The sequence below is a fragment of the Pontivivens ytuae genome, assembly GCF_015679265.1.
Taxonomy (GTDB): Bacteria; Pseudomonadota; Alphaproteobacteria; order Rhodobacterales; family Rhodobacteraceae; genus Pontivivens; species Pontivivens ytuae.
On the sequence record NZ_CP064942.1, the window covers coordinates 2,384,243 to 2,405,204 of the forward strand.

Here is a 20,962-nt window from a genome sequence, read left to right on the forward strand (position 1 = left end):
GCCCTTCGGGTGCAGGTCTTGGCGGGACCCCGGACGGGAACCCAAGGGGCGGGCGTTCGCGCCCGTCAACATGAGCCGGCGGGGGAAACCTCGCCACAAATTGGAGCAACACTGTGGATAGAGCCCAAAAAGAAGCGGTTGTGGCAGAGCTCAACCAGATCTTCTCGGACTCTGGTGTCGTCGTGGTCTCGCACTACGCCGGCCTCTCGGTTGCCGAAATGACTGCGTTCCGTACTGCCGTCCGCGAGGCCGGCGGTGCAGTGCGCGTCGCCAAGAACAGGCTCGCCAAGATCGCCCTGGAAGGGACCCCTGCCGCCGGCATGGGCGACCTTCTGACCGGGATGACGGTCCTCGCCTATTCCGAAGACCCCGTGGCTGCGGCCAAGGCGGTTCAGGATTTCGCCAAAGACAACGACAAGCTCGAAGTCATTGGCGGTGCAATGGGCGATCAGGTCCTCGACCCGGCCGGTGTGAAAGCCGTCGCAGCCATGCCGTCCCGCGAGGAGCTCATCGCTTCCGTCGTGGCGTGCCTGGGTGCACCGGCCAGCAACATCGCGGGCGCCATCGGCGCACCGGCTTCCAACATCGCGTCGATCCTGTCGACGCTGGAAGAGCGCGAAGCGGCATAAGTCAAAGGCAAACGGGGGGACGGTGCAGCGCCTGAGCGCATCGCCCGGACCCAACAGAACTGAACTGATAGGAACAGACACATGGCTGACCTCAAGAAACTCGCAGAAGAGATCGTGGGCCTGACCCTCCTCGAAGCGGCTGAACTGAAGAACATCCTGAAGGACGAGTACGGCATCGAGCCCGCCGCTGGCGGCGCCGTCATGATGGCAGGCCCCGCAGGCGGTGACGCCGGCGCGGCTGCTGAAGAGCAGACCGAGTTCGACGTGATCCTCAAGTCCGCTGGCGACAAGAAGATCAACGTGATCAAGGAAGTCCGCGCCATCACCGGCCTCGGCCTCAAGGAAGCCAAGGAGCTCGTCGAGGCGGGCGGCAAGGCTGTCAAGGAGCAGGTCTCCAAGGAAGAAGCCGAAGACATCAAGGGCAAGCTGGAAGCAGCTGGCGCCGAAGTCGAGCTCAAGTAATCTCGACTGCGAGGCTCCCGCGCCTGCGGGGGTTGAAAATTCGGGGCTGGACGCGCATATGAGCGTGTCCAGCCTCAACCGCTTCTTCTCCGACCCTTCCGAGTTCACCACGATGGAGGGTCGCAGAAGGTGCGTGACATCCGGGTGCAGTGCGTGTGGGAGCGCACTGACGGAATGGGATGTCCCCCTGATACGGGCTTTCACCGCTACCGGTGCCCGACGGTCGCGCGGTGAGGACAGCACGAGGCACTATACGCATGGTACAGACGTTTTCCGGTCACAAGCGGGTCCGGCGCTTTTATGGCAAGATCCGTGAAGTCGCGAAAATGCCGAACCTCATCGAGGTTCAGAAATCCTCCTACGATCTCTTCCTGGATAGCGGCGATGGTCCCGAGCCGATGGACGGCGAGGGCCTCATGGGCGTGTTCCAGTCCGTCTTTCCGATCAAGGACTTCAACGAGACGTCGATCCTGGAATTCGTGAAATACGAGCTGGAGGACCCGAAATACGACGTCGAGGAGTGCCAGCAGCGCGACATGACCTATGCCGCCCCGCTGAAGGTCACCCTGCGCCTGATCGTGTTCGAGGTGGACGAGGACACGGGTGCCCGCTCGGTCAAGGACATCAAGGAGCAGGACGTCTACATGGGCGACCTGCCGCTGATGACGGAAAACGGCACGTTCATCGTGAACGGCACCGAGCGCGTCATCGTGTCGCAGATGCACCGCTCCCCCGGTGTCTTCTTCGACCATGACCGGGGCAAGACCCATGCCTCGGGCAAGCTGCTCTTCGCCTCCCGCATCATTCCCTATCGCGGCTCGTGGCTCGATTTCGAGTTCGACGCGAAGGATATCGTGCACGCGCGGATCGACCGTCGCCGGAAGTTGCCGGTGACCACGCTGCTCTATGCGCTCGGCCTCGATCAGGACGGGATCATGGACGCGTATTACGACACGGTCACGTACCGTTCCGTGAAGGACAAGGGTTGGGCGACCCCGTTCTTCCCCGAGCGGATCCGCGGCACCAAGCCGACCTATGACATCGTGAACGCCGCCGATGGCGAGCTGATCGCCGAGGCGGGCAAGAAGGTGACGCCGCGCACGGTCAAGAAGCTGCTCGACGAGGGCTCCGTGAAGGAGATCCTGGTTCCCTATGACAGCATCTTCGGCCGCTTCGTCGCCTCCGACATGGTGAACCCGAAGACCGGTCACATCTATGCCGAGGCCGGCGACGAGATTACCGAGGAGCTGCTCTCCGAACTGCACGAGGCCGGTTACGAGGAGATCCCGACCCTCGACATCGACCACGTGAATGTCGGTCCGTACATCCGCAACACGATGGCCGCGGACAAGAACATGAACCGCGACACCGCGCTGCTCGACATCTACCGGGTCATGCGCCCGGGCGAGCCGCCGACCGTGGAAGCGGCCTCGACCATGTTCGACTCCATGTTCTTCGACAGCGAGCGCTACGACCTCTCTGCGGTGGGCCGGGTGAAGATGAACATGCGCCTCGACCTCGATGCGCCGGACACCATGCGCACCCTGCGCAAGGAGGACATCATCGCCGTCGTCAAGGCGCTGGTGGAGCTACGTGACGGCCAGGGCGAGATCGACGATATCGACCACCTCGGCAACCGTCGTGTGCGCTCGGTCGGCGAGCTGATGGAGAACCAGTACCGCGTGGGTCTCCTGCGCATGGAGCGTGCGATCAAGGAGCGGATGTCCTCCGTCGAGATCGACACGGTGATGCCGCAGGACCTGATCAACGCGAAGCCGGCGGCGGCGGCGGTGCGCGAGTTCTTCGGCTCGTCCCAGCTCAGCCAGTTCATGGACCAGACCAACCCGCTCAGCGAAGTGACGCACAAGCGGCGCCTCTCGGCCCTCGGCCCGGGCGGTCTGACCCGCGAGCGTGCGGGCTTCGAGGTGCGCGACGTGCACCCGACGCATTACGGCCGCATGTGCCCGATTGAGACGCCGGAAGGCCCGAATATCGGCCTGATCAACTCGCTGGCCTCGTTCGCGCGCGTGAACAAGTACGGCTTCATCGAGACCCCGTATCGCAAGGTCGAGGACGGCAAGGTCACGGACGAGGTCCAGTACATGTCCGCGACGGAGGAGATGCGCTACACGGTCGCCCAGGCGAACGCCAAGCTCTCCGCCGACGGCACGTTCGAGAACGAGCTGGTCTCCACCCGGAAGGCCGGTGAATTTGAGCTGAACCCGCCCGAGAACATCAACCTGATCGACGTGAGCCCCAAGCAGCTCGTGTCCGTCGCGGCCTCGCTGATCCCGTTCCTGGAGAACGACGACGCGAACCGCGCGCTGATGGGCTCGAACATGCAACGGCAGGCGGTGCCGCTGGTGAAGGCCGAAGCGCCGTTCGTCGGCACGGGCATCGAGGAGGTCGTGGCCCGGGATTCCGGTGCGGCGATCACCGCGAAGCGTGAAGGCATCGTCGACCAGGTGGACGCGATGCGGATCGTGATCCGGGCCACCGGCGACCTGCTGCCGGGCGACCCGGGCGTGGACATCTACCGCCTGCGGAAGTTCCAGCGCTCCAACCAGAACACCTGTATCAACCAGCGCCCGCTGGTGAAGGTGGGCGATCGCGTCCGTCAGGGTGAGGTCGTGGCCGATGGTCCGTCCACCGATCTGGGCGAACTGGCGCTCGGCAAGAACGTGCTCGTCGCGTTCATGCCGTGGAACGGCTACAACTACGAGGACTCCATCCTCATCTCCGAGCGGATCGTGAAGGACGACGTATTCACCTCGATCCACCTGGAGGAGTTCGAGGTCGCCGCGCGCGACACCAAGCTCGGGCCGGAGGAGATCACGCGGGACATCCCGAACGTCGGCGAGGAGGCGCTGCGCAACCTCGACGAGGCGGGCATCGTCTATATCGGCGCCGAAGTTGGGCCGGGCGACATCCTCGTGGGCAAGATCACCCCGAAGGGCGAGAGCCCGATGACGCCGGAGGAGAAACTGCTCCGCGCCATCTTCGGTGAGAAGGCCTCGGATGTGCGCGACACCTCCCTGCGTCTGCCGCCGGGCGACTACGGTACCGTAGTCGAGGTCCGCGTCTTCAACCGCCACGGCGTCGACAAGGACGAGCGTGCGCTGCAGATCGAGCGCGAGGAAGTCGAGCGCCTGCAGCGGGACAAGGATGACGAGCTCGCCATCCTCGAGCGCAACATTTACGCCCGCCTGCGGGACCTCATCACCGGCAAGAAGGCGGTGAAGGGTCCGAAGGGCGTGAAGGCCGGCTCGACCATCGACGACGAGATGCTGGACGATACCCTGACCAAGGGCCTCTGGTGGCAGCTCGCGCTGGAGGACGAGGAGGACGCGAAGGCCGTGGAGGCGCTGCAGGCGCAGTTCGAGGCCCAGAAGCGCACCCTCGACCGCCGGTTCGACGACAAGGTCGACAAGGTCCGCCGCGGCGACGACCTGCCGCCGGGCGTGATGAAGATGGTCAAGGTCTTCATCGCGGTGAAGCGCAAGCTGCAGCCGGGCGACAAGATGGCCGGCCGTCACGGCAACAAGGGCGTCATCTCCCGCGTGGTGCCGGAGGAGGACATGCCGTTCCTCGCCGACGGGACGCAGGTGGACTTCGTGCTGAACCCGCTCGGCGTGCCCTCGCGCATGAACGTGGGCCAGATCCTCGAGACGCACATGGGCTGGGCCGCGCGCGGCCTCGGCCAGATGGTCGGCGAGGCGCTGGACGAGTATCGCCGCTCGGGCGACATGACGCCGGTCAAGGACGCGATGAAGCTCGCCTATGGCGACGACATCTATGCGGACGCGACCGCCGACATGACGGACGAGGAGTTCCTGGAGGCCGCGGGCAACGTGACCGCCGGTGTTCCCATCGCGACGCCGGTCTTCGACGGCGCGAAGGAGCCCGACGTGAACGACGCGCTCAAGCGCGCGGGTCTCGACGAGAGCGGTCAGTCGGTCGTCTATGACGGCCGCACGGGTGAGCAGTTCGCGCGCCCGGTGACGGTGGGTGTGAAGTACCTGCTGAAGCTGCACCACCTTGTGGACGACAAGATCCACGCGCGTTCGACCGGCCCGTACTCGCTCGTCACCCAGCAGCCGCTGGGCGGCAAGGCGCAGTTCGGCGGCCAGCGCTTCGGGGAGATGGAGGTCTGGGCGCTCGAAGCCTACGGCGCCGCCTACACCCTGCAGGAGATGCTGACGGTGAAGTCGGACGACGTTGCGGGCCGGACCAAGGTCTACGAGGCCATCGTCAAGGGCGAGAACGACTTCGAGGCCGGCGTGCCGGAATCGTTCAACGTTCTGGTCAAGGAAATCCGCTCGCTCGGCCTCAACGTCGAGCTGCTGGATTCTGAAACGGAGTGATCGCAAGGCCGGGGGCGGATCGCCGCCCCCGACCGCGGCCCTCACCCGGCCGCGCAATGCCCACGAGTTATAGGATCACGAGATGAACCAAGAGATCATCAACAACCCGTTCAACCCGGTTCAGCCGCTCAAGACGTTCGACGAGATCAAGATCTCGCTCGCGTCGCCGGAGCGGATCCTGAGCTGGTCGTTCGGTGAGATCAAGAAGCCCGAGACGATCAACTACCGGACCTTCAAGCCGGAGCGCGACGGCCTGTTCTGTGCCCGGATCTTCGGCCCGATCAAGGACTACGAGTGCCTGTGCGGCAAGTACAAGCGCATGAAGTATCGCGGTGTGACCTGCGAGAAATGCGGCGTGGAGGTCACGCTGCAGAAGGTCCGTCGCGAGCGGATGGGTCATATCGAGCTCGCCGCCCCGGTCGCCCACATCTGGTTCCTGAAGTCGCTGCCCTCCCGCATCGGTCTGATGCTGGACATGACGCTGCGCGATCTGGAGCGGATCCTCTACTTCGAGCAGTACGTGGTGATCGAGCCGGGCCTCACGGAGCTGACCAAGGGCCAGCTTCTGACCGAGGAGGAGTTCCTCGACGCCGAGGACCAGTACGGTGCGGATGCGTTCCGCGCAGGTATCGGTGCCGAAGCGATCCGCGAGATGCTCGCCGATATCGACCTCGAGGCCGAGGCCGAGCAACTGCGCGCCGACCTCGCAGAGGCGACCGGTGAACTGAAGCCGAAGAAGATCATCAAGCGGCTGAAGCTGGTCGAGAACTTCCTCGACAGCGGCAACCGTCCGGAGTGGATGGTCCTGACCGTGATCCCGGTGATCCCGCCCGAGCTGCGCCCGCTGGTGCCGCTGGACGGGGGTCGCTTCGCGACCTCGGACCTCAACGATCTCTACCGCCGGGTTATCAACCGGAACAACCGCCTCAAGCGGCTCATCGAGCTGCGCGCGCCGGACATTATCATCCGCAACGAGAAGCGGATGCTACAGGAATCCGTCGATGCGCTGTTCGACAACGGCCGCCGCGGCCGCGTCATCACGGGGGCTAACAAGCGCCCGCTGAAGTCGCTATCGGACATGCTGAAGGGTAAGCAGGGCCGCTTCCGCCAGAACCTTCTGGGCAAGCGCGTCGACTTCTCCGGCCGCTCGGTGATCGTGACCGGTCCCGAACTGAAGCTGCACCAGTGCGGCTTGCCGAAGAAGATGGCGCTCGAGCTCTTCAAGCCGTTCATCTACAGCCGCCTCGACGCGAAGGGCCTGAGCTCGACCGTCAAGCAGGCGAAGAAGCTGGTGGAAAAGGAGCGGCCGGAGGTCTGGGACATCCTCGAAGAGGTGATCCGCGAGCACCCGGTGCTGCTGAACCGCGCCCCGACGCTGCACCGCCTCGGCATTCAGGCGTTCGAGCCGGTGCTGATCGAAGGCAAGGCGATCCAGCTGCATCCGCTGGTCTGCTCGGCGTTCAACGCGGATTTCGACGGCGACCAGATGGCGGTCCACGTGCCGCTGTCGCTGGAAGCGCAGCTCGAAGCGCGCGTCCTGATGATGTCCACGAACAACGTGCTGTCGCCGGCCAACGGCAAGCCGATCATCGTGCCGTCGCAGGACATGATCCTCGGCCTCTACTACATCACGCTGGAGCGTGACGGGCAGAAGGGCGAGGGCATGGTCTTCGGCTCGATCGAGGAGGTGGAGCACGCGCTGAACGCCGGTCTCGTGCACCTGCACTCCAAGATCGTCGCCCGGATCGAGCAGATCGACGAGGACGGCAACACGGTCCACAAGCGCTACGAGACGACGCCGGGCCGCGTGCGGCTTGGTGCGCTCCTGCCGAAGAACGCGAAGGCCCCGTTCGACATCGTCAACCGCCTCCTCCGCAAGAAGGAGGTCGGCGAGGTCATCGACACCGTCTACCGCCACTGCGGCCAGAAGGAGTCGGTCATCTTCTGCGATCAGATCATGACCCTCGGCTTCACCGAGGCGTTCCGCGCCGGCATCTCGTTCGGCAAGGACGACATGGTCATCCCCGACAACAAGTGGGAGATCGTGGAAGGCGTGCGCGACCAGGTGAAGGAGTTCGAGCGCCAGTACATGGACGGCCTGATCACTCAGGGCGAGAAGTACAACAAGGTGGTCGACGCCTGGTCCCAGTGCTCCGACACGGTGGCCGACGCGATGATGGGCGAGATCTCGGCCATGCGGCGCGACGATGCCGGGGCGGAGATGGAGCCGAACTCGGTCTACATGATGTCGCACTCCGGTGCGCGGGGCTCGCCTGCGCAGATGAAGCAGCTCGGCGGGATGCGCGGCCTGATGGCCAAGCCCGACGGCTCGATCATCGAGACGCCGATCGTGTCGAACTTCAAGGAAGGCCTGACCGTGGCCGAGTACTTCAACTCGACCCACGGCGCCCGGAAGGGTCTGGCCGACACCGCGCTGAAGACGGCGAACTCTGGCTACCTGACCCGCCGTCTGGTGGACGTCGCACAGGACTGCATCGTCAAGATCGACGATTGCGGCACCGACCTCGCGATCACCGCATCGGCGGTCATCACCGACGGTGACGTGGTGGCGAGCCTCGGCGAGCGTATCCTCGGCCGCGTCGCGGCGGAGGACGTGCTGGATCCGGCGGACGACTCCAAGGTGCTGTGCAAGCGCGGCGAGCTCATCGACGAGCGCATGGCGGACATCATCGAAGGTGCCGCGGTGCAGTCGATGAAGATCCGCTCGCCGCTGACCTGCGAGGCCGAGGACGGGATCTGCGCCCAGTGCTACGGTCGCGACCTGGCGCGCGGGACCAAGGTGAACCCGGGCGAGGCTGTCGGCATCATCGCCGCGCAGTCGATCGGGGAGCCGGGCACGCAGCTGACGATGCGGACCTTCCACATCGGCGGCATCGCGCAGGGTGGCTCGCAATCCTTCCTGGAGGCGACGCAGCCGGGCAAGGTGGAGCTGCGCAACTCGAACGTCATCACCAACTCCTCCGGTGATGTCATCGTGCTGGGCCGGAACATGGTCGTCGCGATCATGGACGAGAACGGCGTGGCGCGGGCCGAGTACAAGCTGGCCTACGGCTCGACGCTTCTGGTGACGGAAGGGCAGGAGATCGCGCGCGGTGACAAGCTCGCCGAGTGGGATCCCTACACCCTGCCGATCATCGCGGAGAAGGACGGCACGGCGAAGTTCGTGGACCTCACGGCGGGGATCTCCGTGCGCGAGGAAACCGACGACGCCACCGGCATCTCCCAGAAGATCGTGTCCGACTGGCGTGCAGCGCCGAAGGGCAACGAGCTGAAGCCGGAGATCATCCTGGCCGACGGCAACGGCGATCCGGTGCGCCTCGATAACGGGAACCCGGCCACCTACACCATGTCGGTGGACGCGATCCTCTCGGTCGAGGACGGGCAGGAGATGAAGGCGGGCGACGTGCTGGCGCGTATTCCGCGGGAAGGTGCGAAGACGAAGGACATCACCGGCGGTCTGCCGCGTGTGGCCGAACTCTTCGAGGCACGCCGTCCCAAGGACCACGCCATCATCGCGGAAATCGACGGCTACGTGCGGTTCGGCAAGGACTACAAGAACAAGCGCCGGATCACGCTGGAACCCGCCGACGAGTCGATGGAGCCGGTCGAGTACCTCGTGCCCAAGGGCAAGCACATCCCGGTGAATGAGGGCGACTTCATTCAGAAGGGCGAGTACATCATGGACGGCAACCCGGCGCCGCATGACATCCTCGCCATCATGGGGATCGAGGCGCTGGCCGACTACCTCATCAACGAGGTGCAGGACGTCTACCGACTGCAGGGCGTGAAGATCAACGACAAGCACATCGAGGTGATCGTTCGCCAGATGCTGCAGAAGTGGGAGATCTCCGAGTCCGGTGGCACGACGCTCCTGAAGGGCGAGCAGGTCGACAAGATCGAGTTCGACGAGGCGAACGAGAAGGCCGTGGCCGAGGGCCGCGAGCCGGCGAAGGGCGCGCCGATCCTCTTGGGGATCACCAAGGCGTCGCTGCAGACACGCTCGTTCATCTCCGCGGCCTCGTTCCAGGAGACCACGCGCGTGCTGACCGAGGCATCGACCCAGGGCAAGCGCGACCGTCTGGTCGGTCTGAAGGAGAACGTCATCGTCGGCCGCCTGATCCCGGCGGGCACCGGTGGTGCTACCCACAAGATCAAGCGCGTGGCGCAGGAGCGCGACAACAAGGTCATTGCCCAGCGGCAGGAGGAGGCGCAGGCCGCACTCGAAGCTGCCGGCGAACCGGCCGAGGCGGCTGCCGCCGAGGAGTGATCGGCGCCACATGAGAGTTGAGGAAGGGCCCCGGTGCGCACCGGGGCCCTTTTTCGTCCTGCGGACGACGCCTCCGGCGGGGGGATATTTGAACAAGGTGGAAAGGGCGTGGCGCGGGAACGACATCGCCCGGATGTGACCGCCGGTCCCCTTTGACGGCGCCGCGGTGGTGATTAGGCTCTGGCAAACATCACGTCGGAGTTCTTGCCATGCGCCCGTTCGCTTCCTTTCTCGCCGTTTTCCTGATCGCGGCCACGTCGCTCTTCGCGCAGGAGAGCGAGCGTGAGGCGCTGGCGCGGGAGATGCTGCTGCTCAACGGCTTCGACACGCTGACCGAGGATGTGTCGCGGGGGCTGCAGAATCCCTCCGACCAGTTGCGGCGCGAGAACCCGGAGATGGCGGCGGCCTGGGCGCGGATCGGCCCGCGCTTCTTCGCGCCGGAGCCGCTGTTCGATTCCGCCGTGGAGCATCTGGCGGAGACGGCGAGCGCGGACGAGTTGCAGATGCTCGCCGATTTCTTCTCCACCGAGCTGGGCGCGCGGGTGACCGAGCTCGAGGTGGCGAGCCAGGCACCCGAGATGGAGGAGGTCGACAAGGTTGCCCTCGGTGAGCGGCTCCTTGAGGAGATGGAGAACGCTGAGGCACGGCGCGAAGTGCTGGAGCGGCTCGGCAGCGCCTTCGGCTCCGAAGAGGCGAATGCGGCCGTGATGCTGAATATCCGCTATGCGCTCCTGTCGAGCCTCGCCGCCGAGGGGCAGGGCGCGATGCCGGAGGGGGATCTCCTCTCCTTCGTCATGCGCGACCACGACGACCTGGTGTCGGAGCTGGAGCGGGAGAGCATCTATCGCTACGCCTTCGTCTACCAGGATCTCAGCGATGACGAGGTCGCGCGCTATGCCGCCCTGCTGGAAACCGATGCGGGGCGAAAGCTTTACGCCGCGGTGAACCGCGCGCTGGAGGTCGAGATCGTGGGCGAGATCCGCCGCTTCGGCACCCTGCTGGGCACCGCTCTTCGAGCCGAGGACATCTAAGAATCCGGTCGCGCGCGGTTGCGCGGGCGGCCCGGTTTCACCATGTCTGAACAGTCGCCGGACGCCACCGCGTGCAGGCCCAAACCTGCGGTTGACACTCGGACGACTCGCGCGTAGGTTCCGCGCACTTTCCGGGCAGGTAAACCTGCTTGGCAGATGACATAGCCTGATACTGGCGAGCCATGATCCGGGCCGACAACGCCCCGATCCTCTGATTTTCCGCCATTGCGAACCAAGCGAACGGTTCGCGGTGGCTCGTGCGTGCCATGGGGCGCGCATTTGGGCGTTGAACGAACGATAGGGCGAGATGGAATGCCGACGATCCAACAGCTGATCCGCAAGCCGCGGCAGCCGAAAGTCAAGCGCTCGAAGTCGCTGCATCTGGAGGGTTGCCCCCAGAAGCGCGGCGTCTGCACGCGCGTCTACACGACGACCCCGAAGAAGCCGAACTCCGCAATGCGGAAGGTCGCCAAGGTGCGGCTGACCAACGGCTACGAGGTGATTTCCTACATTCCCGGTGAGAGCCACAACCTTCAGGAACACTCCGTTGTCCTGATCCGGGGCGGCCGGGTGAAAGACCTTCCGGGCGTGCGCTACCACATCCTGCGCGGCGTGCTCGACACGCAGGGCGTCAAGGATCGCCGCCAGCGCCGGTCGAAATACGGCGCCAAGCGTCCGAAGTAAGAGGAGAGAGCGAGATGTCCCGACGCCATCGCGCCGAGAAACGCGAAGTCCTGCCGGACGCAAAGTACGGCGACCGCGTGCTGACCAAGTTCATGAACAACCTGATGTACGACGGCAAGAAATCCGCCGCCGAAAGCATCGTCTACGGCGCGCTCACCCGCGTCGAGGAGCGCCTGAAGCGCGTGCCCGTGGAGGTCTTCCACGAGGCGCTCGACAACATCAAGCCGTCGGTCGAGGTTCGCTCCCGCCGGGTTGGTGGTGCGACCTACCAGGTCCCCGTCGAGGTGCGCCCCGAGCGTCGTGAGGCGCTGGCGATCCGCTGGCTGATCACCGCCAGTCGCGCGCGCAACGAGAACACCATGGAAGAGCGTCTTGCAGGCGAGCTCGTCGACGCCGTGAACTCCCGCGGGACCGCGGTGAAGAAGCGCGAAGACACGCACAAGATGGCTGAGGCCAACAAGGCCTTCTCCCACTACCGCTGGTAATTCGAGCCTAGAGGAACCACCCAGATGGCACGCGAATATCCCCTCGAGCGCTACCGGAACTTCGGGATCATGGCGCATATCGATGCAGGCAAGACCACCTGCACCGAGCGGATCCTGTTCTACACCGGCAAGTCGCACAAGATCGGCGAAGTGCACGACGGCGCTGCAACCATGGACTGGATGGAGCAGGAGCAGGAGCGTGGCATCACGATCACCTCTGCTGCGACCACCACGTTCTGGGAGCGGACCGAGGACGGTCAGGAAGCCCAGACCGAAAAGCACCGCTTCAACATCATCGACACGCCCGGCCACGTGGACTTCACCATCGAGGTCGAGCGCTCGCTCGCCGTTCTCGACGGCGCGGTTGCCGTGCTCGACGCGAACGCCGGTGTCGAGCCGCAGACCGAGACGGTGTGGCGCCAGGCCGACCGCTACAAGGTTCCGCGGATCGTGTTCGTCAACAAGATGGACAAGATCGGCGCCGACTTTTTCAACTGCGTCGAGATGATCAAGGACCGGACCGGCGCGCGCGCGATGCCGATCCAGATTCCGATCGGTGCGGAAAACGAGCTGGAAGGCATCGTCGACCTGGTCACCATGGAAGAGTGGACCTGGAAGGGCGAGGACCTCGGTGCGTCCTGGACCCGCCAGCCGGTCCGCGACGAGCTGAAGGACCGTGCCGAAGAGCTGCGCGCCGAGATGGTCGAGATGGCCGTCGAGATGGATGACGACGCGATGGAGGCGTATCTGGAGGGCAACGAGCCCGACATCGCCACTCTGCGCAAGCTCATCCGCAAGGGCACGCTCGCCATGTCCTTCGTTCCGGTGCTCGCCGGTTCCGCGTTCAAGAACAAGGGCGTCCAGCCCCTCCTGAACGCCGTAATCGACTACCTGCCGGGTCCGCTCGACGTGCCTGCCTACATGGGCTTCAAGCCGGGCGACGAGACCGAGACGCGCGACATCCCGCGATCCGCGGATGACGAGCAGCCGTTCGCAGGTCTGGCGTTCAAGATCATGAACGATCCGTTCATGGGCACGCTGACCTTCACCCGCATCTACTCCGGCACGCTGGAGAAGGGCGGCTCGATCCTGAACTCGACCAAGGGCAAGAAGGAGCGCGTCGGCCGCATGGTCATGATGCACTCCAACAAGCAGGACGAGATCACGGAGGCCTTCGCGGGCGACATCATCGCGCTCGCCGGTCTGAAGGACACCACCACGGGCGACACGCTCTGCGCCGTCAATGCGCCGGTCGTGCTCGAGACAATGTCCTTCCCCGATCCGGTGATCGAGATCGCGGTCGAGCCCAAGACGAAGGGCGACCAGGAGAAGATGTCCCAGGGCCTCGCGCGGCTTGCCGCCGAAGACCCGTCCTTCCGCGTGGAGACCGACCTTGAGTCCGGTCAGACCATCATGAAGGGCATGGGCGAACTTCACCTCGACATCCTCGTCGACCGCCTCAAGCGGGAGTTCAAGGTCGAGGCGAATATCGGTGCGCCGCAGGTGGCCTATCGGGAGACGATCTCCCACGAGGCCGAGATCGACTACACTCACAAGAAGCAGTCGGGTGGTTCGGGTCAGTTCGGCCGCGTGAAGCTCGTCATCACGCCGACCGAGCCGGGCGAAGGCTACTCCTTCGAGTCGAAGATCGTCGGCGGTGCCGTTCCGAAGGAATACATCCCCGGCGTCGAGAAGGGCATCGAGTCCGTGATGGACAGCGGCCCGCTCGCCGGCTTCCCGGTGATCGACTTCAAGGTGGCGCTGATCGACGGCGCGTTCCACGACGTGGACTCCAGCGTGCTGGCGTTCGAGATCGCGGCACGCATGGCGATGCGCGAAGGGATGCGGAAAGCGGGCGCGAAGCTGCTCGAGCCCATCATGAAGGTAGAGGTGGTCACGCCGGAGGAATACACCGGCAACATCATCGGCGATCTGACCTCCCGTCGCGGGCAGGTGCAGGGGCAGGACACGCGCGGCAACGCCATCGCGATCGACGCCTATGTGCCGCTGGCCAACATGTTCGGCTACATCAACAACCTGCGCTCCATGTCCTCGGGCCGCGCGCAGTTCACGATGCAGTTCGACCACTACGAGGCCGTGCCGTCGAACATCTCCGAAGAGATCCAGGCGAAGTTCGCCTGACCCCGAATTGGGCGGGCCAACGGGCCCGCCTCCACAGACTGACAGGAGGCCATTATGGCGAAGGAAAAGTTTGAGCGGAACAAGCCGCACTGCAACATCGGCACGATTGGTCACGTTGACCATGGGAAGACGACGCTGACGGCGGCGATCACGAAGCAGTTCGGCGAGTTCAAGGCCTATGACGAGATCGACGGTGCGCCGGAGGAGAAGGCGCGCGGCATCACGATCTCGACCGCACACGTGGAGTACGAGACGGAAGCCCGTCACTACGCCCACGTCGACTGCCCGGGCCACGCGGACTACGTCAAGAACATGATCACCGGTGCCGCGCAGATGGACGGCGCGATCCTGGTGGTGAACGCGGCCGACGGCCCGATGCCGCAGACCCGTGAGCACATCCTGCTCGCGCGCCAGGTCGGTGTGCCGGCGCTGGTGGTCTTCCTCAACAAGGTCGACCAGGTCGATGACGAGGAGCTGCTGGAGCTCGTCGAGATGGAGGTGCGCGAGCTGCTCTCCTCCTACGACTTCCCGGGCGACGACATCCCGATCATCGCGGGCTCCGCTCTGGCGGCTCTGGAAGACCGCGACGACAACATCGGCAAGGAGAAGATCGCCGAGCTGATGGCCGCGGTGGACGAGTACATCCCGCAGCCCGACCGCCCGGTCGACCAGCCGTTCCTGATGCCGATCGAGGACGTGTTCTCGATCTCCGGCCGCGGCACGGTTGTGACCGGTCGCGTGGAGCGCGGCGTGATCAATGTGGGCGACGAGATCGAGATCGTCGGCATCCGCGACACGCAGAAGACGACCTGCACGGGCGTCGAGATGTTCCGCAAGCTGCTCGACCGCGGCGAGGCGGGCGACAACATCGGCGCGCTTCTGCGCGGCATCGACCGTGAGGGTGTGGAGCGGGGCCAGGTGCTCTGCAAGCCGGGCTCGGTGAAGCCGCACACGAAGTTCACGGCCGAGGCGTATATCCTCACCAAGGAAGAGGGTGGGCGTCACACGCCGTTCTTCGCGAACTACCGCCCGCAGTTCTACTTCCGCACGACGGACGTGACGGGCACGGTGAAGCTGCCCGAGGGCACCGAGATGGTGATGCCGGGCGACAACCTGAAGTTCGAGGTCGAGCTGATCGCCCCGATCGCGATGGAAGAGAAGCTCCGCTTCGCCATCCGCGAAGGCGGCCGCACCGTCGGCGCAGGCGTCGTCTCGAGCATCATCGAGTAAGCGAACCCGTAAGCTGCGGCCGGGGGACCCGTTTCCCCGGCCGTGCTCTTTGAAATTGTGATGGATGAGGCGACCCATGAACGGTCAGAACATTCGCATCCGGCTCAAGGCCTTCGACTACCGTGTGCTGGACGCCAGCACGCAGGAGATCGTGTCGACCGCCAAGCGTACGGGTGCCACGGTCCGCGGGCCCATCCCGCTGCCGAACAAGATTGAGAAATTCACCGTTCTTCGGGGTCCCCATGTGGACAAGAAGAGCCGTGAGCAGTTCGAGATCCGCACGCACAAGCGGCTGCTCGACATCGTTGACCCGACGCCGCAGACGGTGGACGCGCTGATGAAGCTCGACCTCGCCGCGGGCGTGGACGTCGAAATCAAACTCTGAGGGGGCAGGGAAGATGCGTTCCGGAGTGATTGCAAAGAAGCTGGGCATGACCCGGCTGTTCATGGAGGACGGGCGGCAGGTGCCGGTCACGGTTCTCCAGATGGAAAGCTGCCAGGTCGTCGCACAGCGCACGGCTGACAAGGACGGCTACACCGCCGTTCAGCTCGGCGTGGGCCGGGCCAAGGCGAAGAACGTGAGCCAGCCGATGCGCGGCCACTTCGCGGTTGCGAAGGTGGAGCCGAAGCGGAAGCTTGCCGAGTTCCGGGTGTCCGAGGACAACCTGATCGGCGTCGGTGAGGAGATCACCGCGGACCACTACTTCGCGGGTCAGTATGTCGACGTTGCCGGCACCTCGATCGGTAAAGGCTTCGCCGGTGCCATGAAGCGGCACAACTTCGGCGGTCTGCGCGCCTCGCACGGCGTGTCGATCAGCCACCGTTCGCACGGCTCGACCGGTCAGTGTCAGGACCCGGGCCGCGTGTTCAAGGGCAAGAAGATGGCCGGCCACATGGGTGCGGTCCGCGTGACCACGCAGAACCTGGAGGTCGTCAAGACCGACAGCGAGCGCGGCCTCATCATGGTCAAGGGCGCTGTGCCGGGCTCCAAGGGTGGCTGGGTCACGATCAAGGACGCCGTGAAGAAGCCGGTGCCCGAGAACGCGATCTTCCCGGCGGCTCTGAAGTCCGCAGCCGAGGAAGCCGCGAAGGCCGCAGCCGAAGCAGCCGCCGCAGCCGAAGCCGAAGCTGCAGCCGCCGCCGAGGCCGCCGCAGCTGAGCAGGCCGCTGCCGAGGAAGCCGCGCTGAAGGAAGCCGAAGCCCAGATCGAGGCTGACAAGGCGACCGAGGGCGGGGCAGAGGATGCCGCTCCTGAAGGGGGTGAGGAGAAATGAAACTCGACGTGATCAACCTCGATGCCGCAGCGGCGGGCTCGATCGACCTCAATGACGAGGTCTTCGGGCTGGAGCCGCGCGCGGACATCCTGCACCGCGTCGTGCGCTGGCAGCGTGCCCGCGCGCAGGCCGGCACGCACTCGGTCAAGGGCCGCTCGGAGGTCAGCTACTCCACGAAGAAGATCTATCGCCAGAAGGGCACCGGCGGCGCACGCCACGGCTCCCGCAAGGCGCCGATCTTCCGCAAGGGTGGCGTCTACAAGGGCCCGACCCCGCGCAGCCACGAGCATGACCTGCCCAAGAAGTTCCGCAAGCTGGGCCTCAAGCACGCGCTCAGCGCCAAGATGACTGCCGGTGAGCTGGTGGTGATCGAGGAGGCGAAGCTGACCGAGGCCAAGACCAAGGAACTCGCCAAGCGGCTCGACAAGCTCGGCTGGAAGCGTGCGCTGGTCATCGACGGTGCGGATGTGGACGAGAACTTCGCCCGCGCCGCGCGCAACATCGAAACCCTCGACGTGCTGCCGAGCGTCGGCGCCAACGTGTACGACATCCTCAAGCGCGACACGCTGGTCCTGACGAAGTCGGCCGTCGAAGCACTGGAGGCACGGCTGGCATGAGCGTGAAACCGGAACTCTACGACGTGATCCGCCGGCCGATCATCACCGAGAAGACCACCCTCGCATCCGAGGCTGGCGCGGTGGTGTTCGAGGTGGCGATCGACGCGAACAAGCCGCAGATCAAGGAGGCCGTCGAAGGTCTCTTCAACGTCAAGGTGAAGTCGGTGAACACCACCGTCACCAAGGGCAAGGTCAAGCGGTTCCGCGGGCGCCTCGGCACCCGCAAGGACGTCAAGAAAGCTTACGTGACGCTCGAAGAGGGTAACACCATCGACGTCACCACGGGCCTCTGATACAGAGCACCGACTCACGGCCCTTTCGGGGGCCGTGATCGCTTTTTGAAGACCAAGATCAACCAACGGAAGACAGCAAGATGGCATTGAAGTCGTACAAGCCGACAACGCCTGGCCAGCGCGGGCTGGTTCTGATCGACCGTTCGGAGCTGTGGAAGGGTCGTCCGGTCAAATCCCTCACCGAGGGTCTGACCAAGAACGGCGGCCGCAACAACACCGGACGGATCACCATGCGCCGCAAGGGCGGCGGGGCGAAGCGTCTCTATCGCATCGTGGATTTCAAGCGTCGCAAGTACGACGTCCCCGCCGCGGTCGAGCGCATCGAATATGACCCGAACCGGACCGCGTTCATCGCGCTTCTGAAGTACACCGACGGTGAGCGCGCCTACATCCTGGCGCCGCAGCGCCTCGCGGTGGGCGACATGGTCGTCGCCGGCGAGAAGGTTGACGTGAAGCCCGGCAACGCGATGCCGTTCACCGGCATGCCGATCGGCACGATCGTCCATAACATCGAGCTGAAGCCGGGCAAGGGCGGTCAGATCGCACGCGCCGCGGGCTCCTATGCCCAGTTCGTCGGCCGTGACGGTGGCTACGCGCAGATCCGCCTCTCCTCCGGTGAGCTTCGCATGGTGCGCCAGGAGTGCATGGCGACGGTGGGCGCGGTGTCGAACCCCGACCACTCGAACCAGAACCTCGGCAAGGCAGGCCGCAACCGGCACAAGGGCATCCGCCCGTCCGTCCGCGGCGTCGTCATGAACCCGATCGATCACCCGCACGGTGGTGGTGAGGGCCGGACCTCGGGTGGCCGCCACCCGGTCACGCCCTGGGGCAAGCCCACCAAGGGCGCCCGGACCCGCACCAACAAGACGACCGACAAGTACATTGTCCGGTCGCGCCACCAGCGTAAGAAATAAGGAGGCCTGACAAGATGGCACGTTCAGTCTGGAAAGGCCCGTTCGTCGACAGCTACGTCCTGAAGAAGGCGGAGAAGGCGCGCGAATCCGGCCGCAACGACGTGATCAAGATCTGGTCGCGCCGGTCCACCATCCTGCCGCAGTTCGTCGGCCTGACCTTCGGCGTCTACAACGGCCGCAAGCACATCCCGGTCAACGTGACCGAGGAGATGATCGGTCAGAAGTTCGGTGAGTACGCTCCGACGCGGACCTACTACGGTCACGCCGCGGACAAGAAAGCGAAGCGGAAGTAAGACGATGGGACAGGAAAAGAACCCCCGCCGCGTCGCGGAGAATGAAGCGATGGCCGTGAGCCGCATGCTGCGCACGAGCCCGCAGAAGCTCAACCTCGTGGCGCAGATGATCCGGAACAAGCCGGTCGACAAGGCGCTGACGGACCTGACCTTCTCCAAGAAGCGCATCGCCGAGGACGTGAAGAAGACCCTTCAGTCCGCGATCGCCAACGCGGAGAACAACCACGGTCTCGACGTGGACGAGCTGATCGTGGCCGAGGCCTATGTCGGCAAGAACCTGGTGATGAAGCGCGGCCGTCCGCGGGCACGTGGCCGGTTCGGCCGCATCCTCAAGCCGTTCTCCCAGGTCACGATCAAGGTGCGTCAGGTCGGCGCCGAAGAGGAGCAAGCCTAATGGGTAACAAGGTCAATCCGATCGGGCTGCGCCTTCAGGTCAACCGGACCTGGGACAGCCGCTGGTATGCCGACACCAAGGAGTACGGCAACCTTCTGCACGAAGACATCAAGATCCGCGAGTACATCCACAAGACTCAAGGACAGGCCGGCATCAGCCGCATCATCATCGAGCGCCCGCACCGCAAGTGCCGGGTCACGATCCATGCGGCCCGTCCCGGTGTCATCATCGGCAAGAAAGGCGCGGACATCGAGAAGCTGCGCAAGGAGCTCTCGAAGCTGACGGACAGCGAGCTGCACCTCAACATCGTCGAGGTCCGCAAGCCCGAGATCGACGCACGCCTGGTGGCCGAGAACATCGCCCAGCAGCTCGAGCGTCGGGTGTCCTTCCGCCGGGCGCTGAAGCGCGCCGTGCAGAACGCCATGCGCATGGGTGCGCTCGGCATCCGGATCAACGCCGCCGGCCGTCTGGGCGGGGCCGAGATCGCACGGACCGAGTGGTACCGGGAGGGCCGCGTGCCGCTCCACACCCTGCGGGCCGACATCGACTACGCACATGTCGAGGGCAAGACCGCCTACGGCATCATCGGAATCAAGGTCTGGATCTTCAAAGGCGAAATCATGGAGCACGATCCGTCGGCTCGTGACCGCCGCCAGGAAGAGCTCCAGTCCGGCGGCCGCCCCGGCGGGCGCGGCTGAGCGGGTAGGGGAGAGACGACATGCTTTCGCCAAAGCGTACGAAGTACCGCAAGCAGCACAAGGGCCGGATCCACGGCGAGGCCAAGGGTGGCTCCACCCTCAACTTCGGCCAGTACGGTCTGAAGGCGACGACGCCCGAGCGCGTCACCGCCCGTCAGATCGAGGCGGCACGCCGGGCCATGACGCGCCACATGAAGCGTCAGGGCCGTGTGTGGATCCGCATCTTCCCCGACGTGCCCGTCACGTCGAAGCCCACCGAGGTCCGGATGGGTAAGGGTAAGGGTTCCGTCGACTACTGGGCGGCCAAGGTGAAGCCGGGCCGCGTGATGTTCGAGATCGACGGCGTGAACGAGGACGTGGCCAAGGAGGCGCTCCGCCTCGCGGCCATGAAGCTCCCGGTCAAGTGCCGCTTCGTCCAGCGCGAAGACTGGTAAGATCGCGCCTCGCACATACGAGTTTGGGGGAGCCCCGGCGCCGAATGGCACGGGGCTCTTCTCTTTGACGGGCCGGAGCTCGCGGAAATCCCGCGGTTCAAGGCGATAAGGACTTGAAAGTTTGCGGGGGAGGGCGTATCCGACGCCCTCATCCAAGAACTCCATCGGAATCAGGGTGACCCCGCAGGGGCCCTCCGGTGATTGTTGAAAAAGGAAGACTGGCAATGAATGCCACCGAACTTCGCGACAAGACGCCGGACGAGCTGCGCGATCAGCTCGTCGCGCTGAAGAAGGAGGCGTTCAACCTCCGCTTCCAGGGCGCCACCGGCCAGCTTGAGAACACCGCACGCATGCGCTCCGTCCGCCGCGACGTGGCCCGTGTGAAGACGATCCTGAACGAAAAGGCCGCTGCCGCGGCATCGGAGGAGTAATCGATGCCCAAGCGTATCCTTCAAGGCACCGTCACCAGCGACAAGAACGACCAGACCGTCACGGTGCTGGTCGAGCGGCGCTACACGCACCCGCTGCTGCACAAGACCGTCCGCGACTCCAAAAAGTATCGGGCACATGACGCAGAGAACGCCTTCAAGGTGGGCGATGTCGTTCGCATCCGCGAATGCGCGCCCTACTCGAAGTCGAAGCGTTGGGAGGTTCTGACCGACACGTCGGCAGAGTAACCCAACATCAACGAAACCGCGGGGCCGGACTGCACCGGTCCCCGCAGGTCGGG

General features: G+C 64.9%; 20 protein-coding genes. All 20 read left to right on the forward strand.

The features are described from left to right. The first annotated feature begins 113 nt into the window (after positions 1–113). Entirely contained in the window at positions 114–629 is a 516-nt protein-coding gene (gene rplJ / locus I0K15_RS11595; protein WP_196101682.1) for a 50S ribosomal protein L10, read from the forward strand. 81 nt (positions 630–710) lie between these two features. After that, complete coding sequence (gene rplL, locus I0K15_RS11600) at positions 711–1,091, forward strand: 50S ribosomal protein L7/L12 (protein ID WP_196101683.1); 381 nt, start codon at positions 711–713, stop codon at positions 1,089–1,091. A gap of 257 nt (positions 1,092–1,348) precedes the next feature. Next, positions 1,349–5,455, forward strand: coding sequence for a DNA-directed RNA polymerase subunit beta (gene rpoB / locus I0K15_RS11605; RefSeq protein WP_196101684.1), 4,107 nt, complete (start codon positions 1,349–1,351; stop codon positions 5,453–5,455). A gap of 82 nt (positions 5,456–5,537) precedes the next feature. Next, on the forward strand, positions 5,538–9,743 hold the full coding sequence (rpoC, locus tag I0K15_RS11610; protein ID WP_196101685.1) for a DNA-directed RNA polymerase subunit beta': 4,206 nt from the start codon (positions 5,538–5,540) through the stop codon (positions 9,741–9,743). Positions 9,744–9,952: 209 nt separating this feature from the next. Beyond that, positions 9,953–10,774, forward strand: a complete 822-nt coding sequence (locus I0K15_RS11615) for a DUF2059 domain-containing protein (protein WP_196101686.1) — start codon at positions 9,953–9,955, stop codon at positions 10,772–10,774. A 312-nt stretch (positions 10,775–11,086) separates the two neighbouring features. Beyond that, positions 11,087–11,458: a 30S ribosomal protein S12 gene (rpsL, locus tag I0K15_RS11620; protein WP_116086934.1), complete on the forward strand. Its 372-nt coding sequence runs from the start codon at positions 11,087–11,089 to the stop codon at positions 11,456–11,458. A 14-nt stretch (positions 11,459–11,472) separates the two neighbouring features. After that, positions 11,473–11,943: a 30S ribosomal protein S7 gene (gene rpsG, locus I0K15_RS11625; protein ID WP_196101687.1), complete on the forward strand. Its 471-nt coding sequence runs from the start codon at positions 11,473–11,475 to the stop codon at positions 11,941–11,943. Between the two features lie 24 nt (positions 11,944–11,967). Further along, positions 11,968–14,085: an elongation factor G gene (fusA, locus tag I0K15_RS11630; protein WP_196101688.1), complete on the forward strand. Its 2,118-nt coding sequence runs from the start codon at positions 11,968–11,970 to the stop codon at positions 14,083–14,085. Positions 14,086–14,139: 54 nt separating this feature from the next. Further along, positions 14,140–15,315: an elongation factor Tu gene (gene tuf / locus I0K15_RS11635; RefSeq protein ID WP_196101674.1), complete on the forward strand. Its 1,176-nt coding sequence runs from the start codon at positions 14,140–14,142 to the stop codon at positions 15,313–15,315. Positions 15,316–15,391: 76 nt separating this feature from the next. Further along, positions 15,392–15,700: a 30S ribosomal protein S10 gene (gene rpsJ / locus I0K15_RS11640; RefSeq protein WP_097930436.1), complete on the forward strand. Its 309-nt coding sequence runs from the start codon at positions 15,392–15,394 to the stop codon at positions 15,698–15,700. Between the two features lie 13 nt (positions 15,701–15,713). Beyond that, positions 15,714–16,589: a 50S ribosomal protein L3 gene (gene rplC / locus I0K15_RS11645; protein ID WP_196101689.1), complete on the forward strand. Its 876-nt coding sequence runs from the start codon at positions 15,714–15,716 to the stop codon at positions 16,587–16,589. Continuing rightward, entirely contained in the window at positions 16,586–17,206 is a 621-nt protein-coding gene (rplD, locus tag I0K15_RS11650; protein ID WP_196101690.1) for a 50S ribosomal protein L4, read from the forward strand. The genes rplC and rplD overlap by 4 nt, the downstream gene beginning before the upstream one ends. Beyond that, positions 17,203–17,499, forward strand: a complete 297-nt coding sequence (locus I0K15_RS11655; RefSeq protein WP_196101691.1) for a 50S ribosomal protein L23 — start codon at positions 17,203–17,205, stop codon at positions 17,497–17,499. Before rplD ends, I0K15_RS11655 begins: the two co-directional genes overlap by 4 nt. Before the next feature lie 80 nt (positions 17,500–17,579). Next, on the forward strand, positions 17,580–18,413 hold the full coding sequence (gene rplB, locus I0K15_RS11660; protein ID WP_196101692.1) for a 50S ribosomal protein L2: 834 nt from the start codon (positions 17,580–17,582) through the stop codon (positions 18,411–18,413). Positions 18,414–18,427: 14 nt separating this feature from the next. After that, entirely contained in the window at positions 18,428–18,706 is a 279-nt protein-coding gene (gene rpsS / locus I0K15_RS11665; RefSeq protein ID WP_196101693.1) for a 30S ribosomal protein S19, read from the forward strand. Positions 18,707–18,710: 4 nt separating this feature from the next. Beyond that, positions 18,711–19,100 (forward strand): 50S ribosomal protein L22, encoded by a 390-nt coding sequence (gene rplV, locus I0K15_RS11670; protein WP_196101694.1) that lies wholly within the window; start codon positions 18,711–18,713, stop codon positions 19,098–19,100. Then, on the forward strand, positions 19,100–19,798 hold the full coding sequence (rpsC, locus tag I0K15_RS11675) for a 30S ribosomal protein S3 (protein ID WP_196101695.1): 699 nt from the start codon (positions 19,100–19,102) through the stop codon (positions 19,796–19,798). Before rplV ends, rpsC begins: the two co-directional genes overlap by 1 nt. Positions 19,799–19,818: 20 nt before the next feature. After that, positions 19,819–20,232 (forward strand): 50S ribosomal protein L16, encoded by a 414-nt coding sequence (gene rplP, locus I0K15_RS11680; RefSeq protein WP_196101696.1) that lies wholly within the window; start codon positions 19,819–19,821, stop codon positions 20,230–20,232. Positions 20,233–20,456: 224 nt separating this feature from the next. Beyond that, positions 20,457–20,663, forward strand: a complete 207-nt coding sequence (gene rpmC / locus I0K15_RS11685; RefSeq protein ID WP_196101697.1) for a 50S ribosomal protein L29 — start codon at positions 20,457–20,459, stop codon at positions 20,661–20,663. Positions 20,664–20,666: 3 nt separating this feature from the next. After that, complete coding sequence (rpsQ, locus tag I0K15_RS11690) at positions 20,667–20,909, forward strand: 30S ribosomal protein S17 (protein ID WP_196101698.1); 243 nt, start codon at positions 20,667–20,669, stop codon at positions 20,907–20,909. Positions 20,910–20,962: the final 53 nt, after the last annotated feature.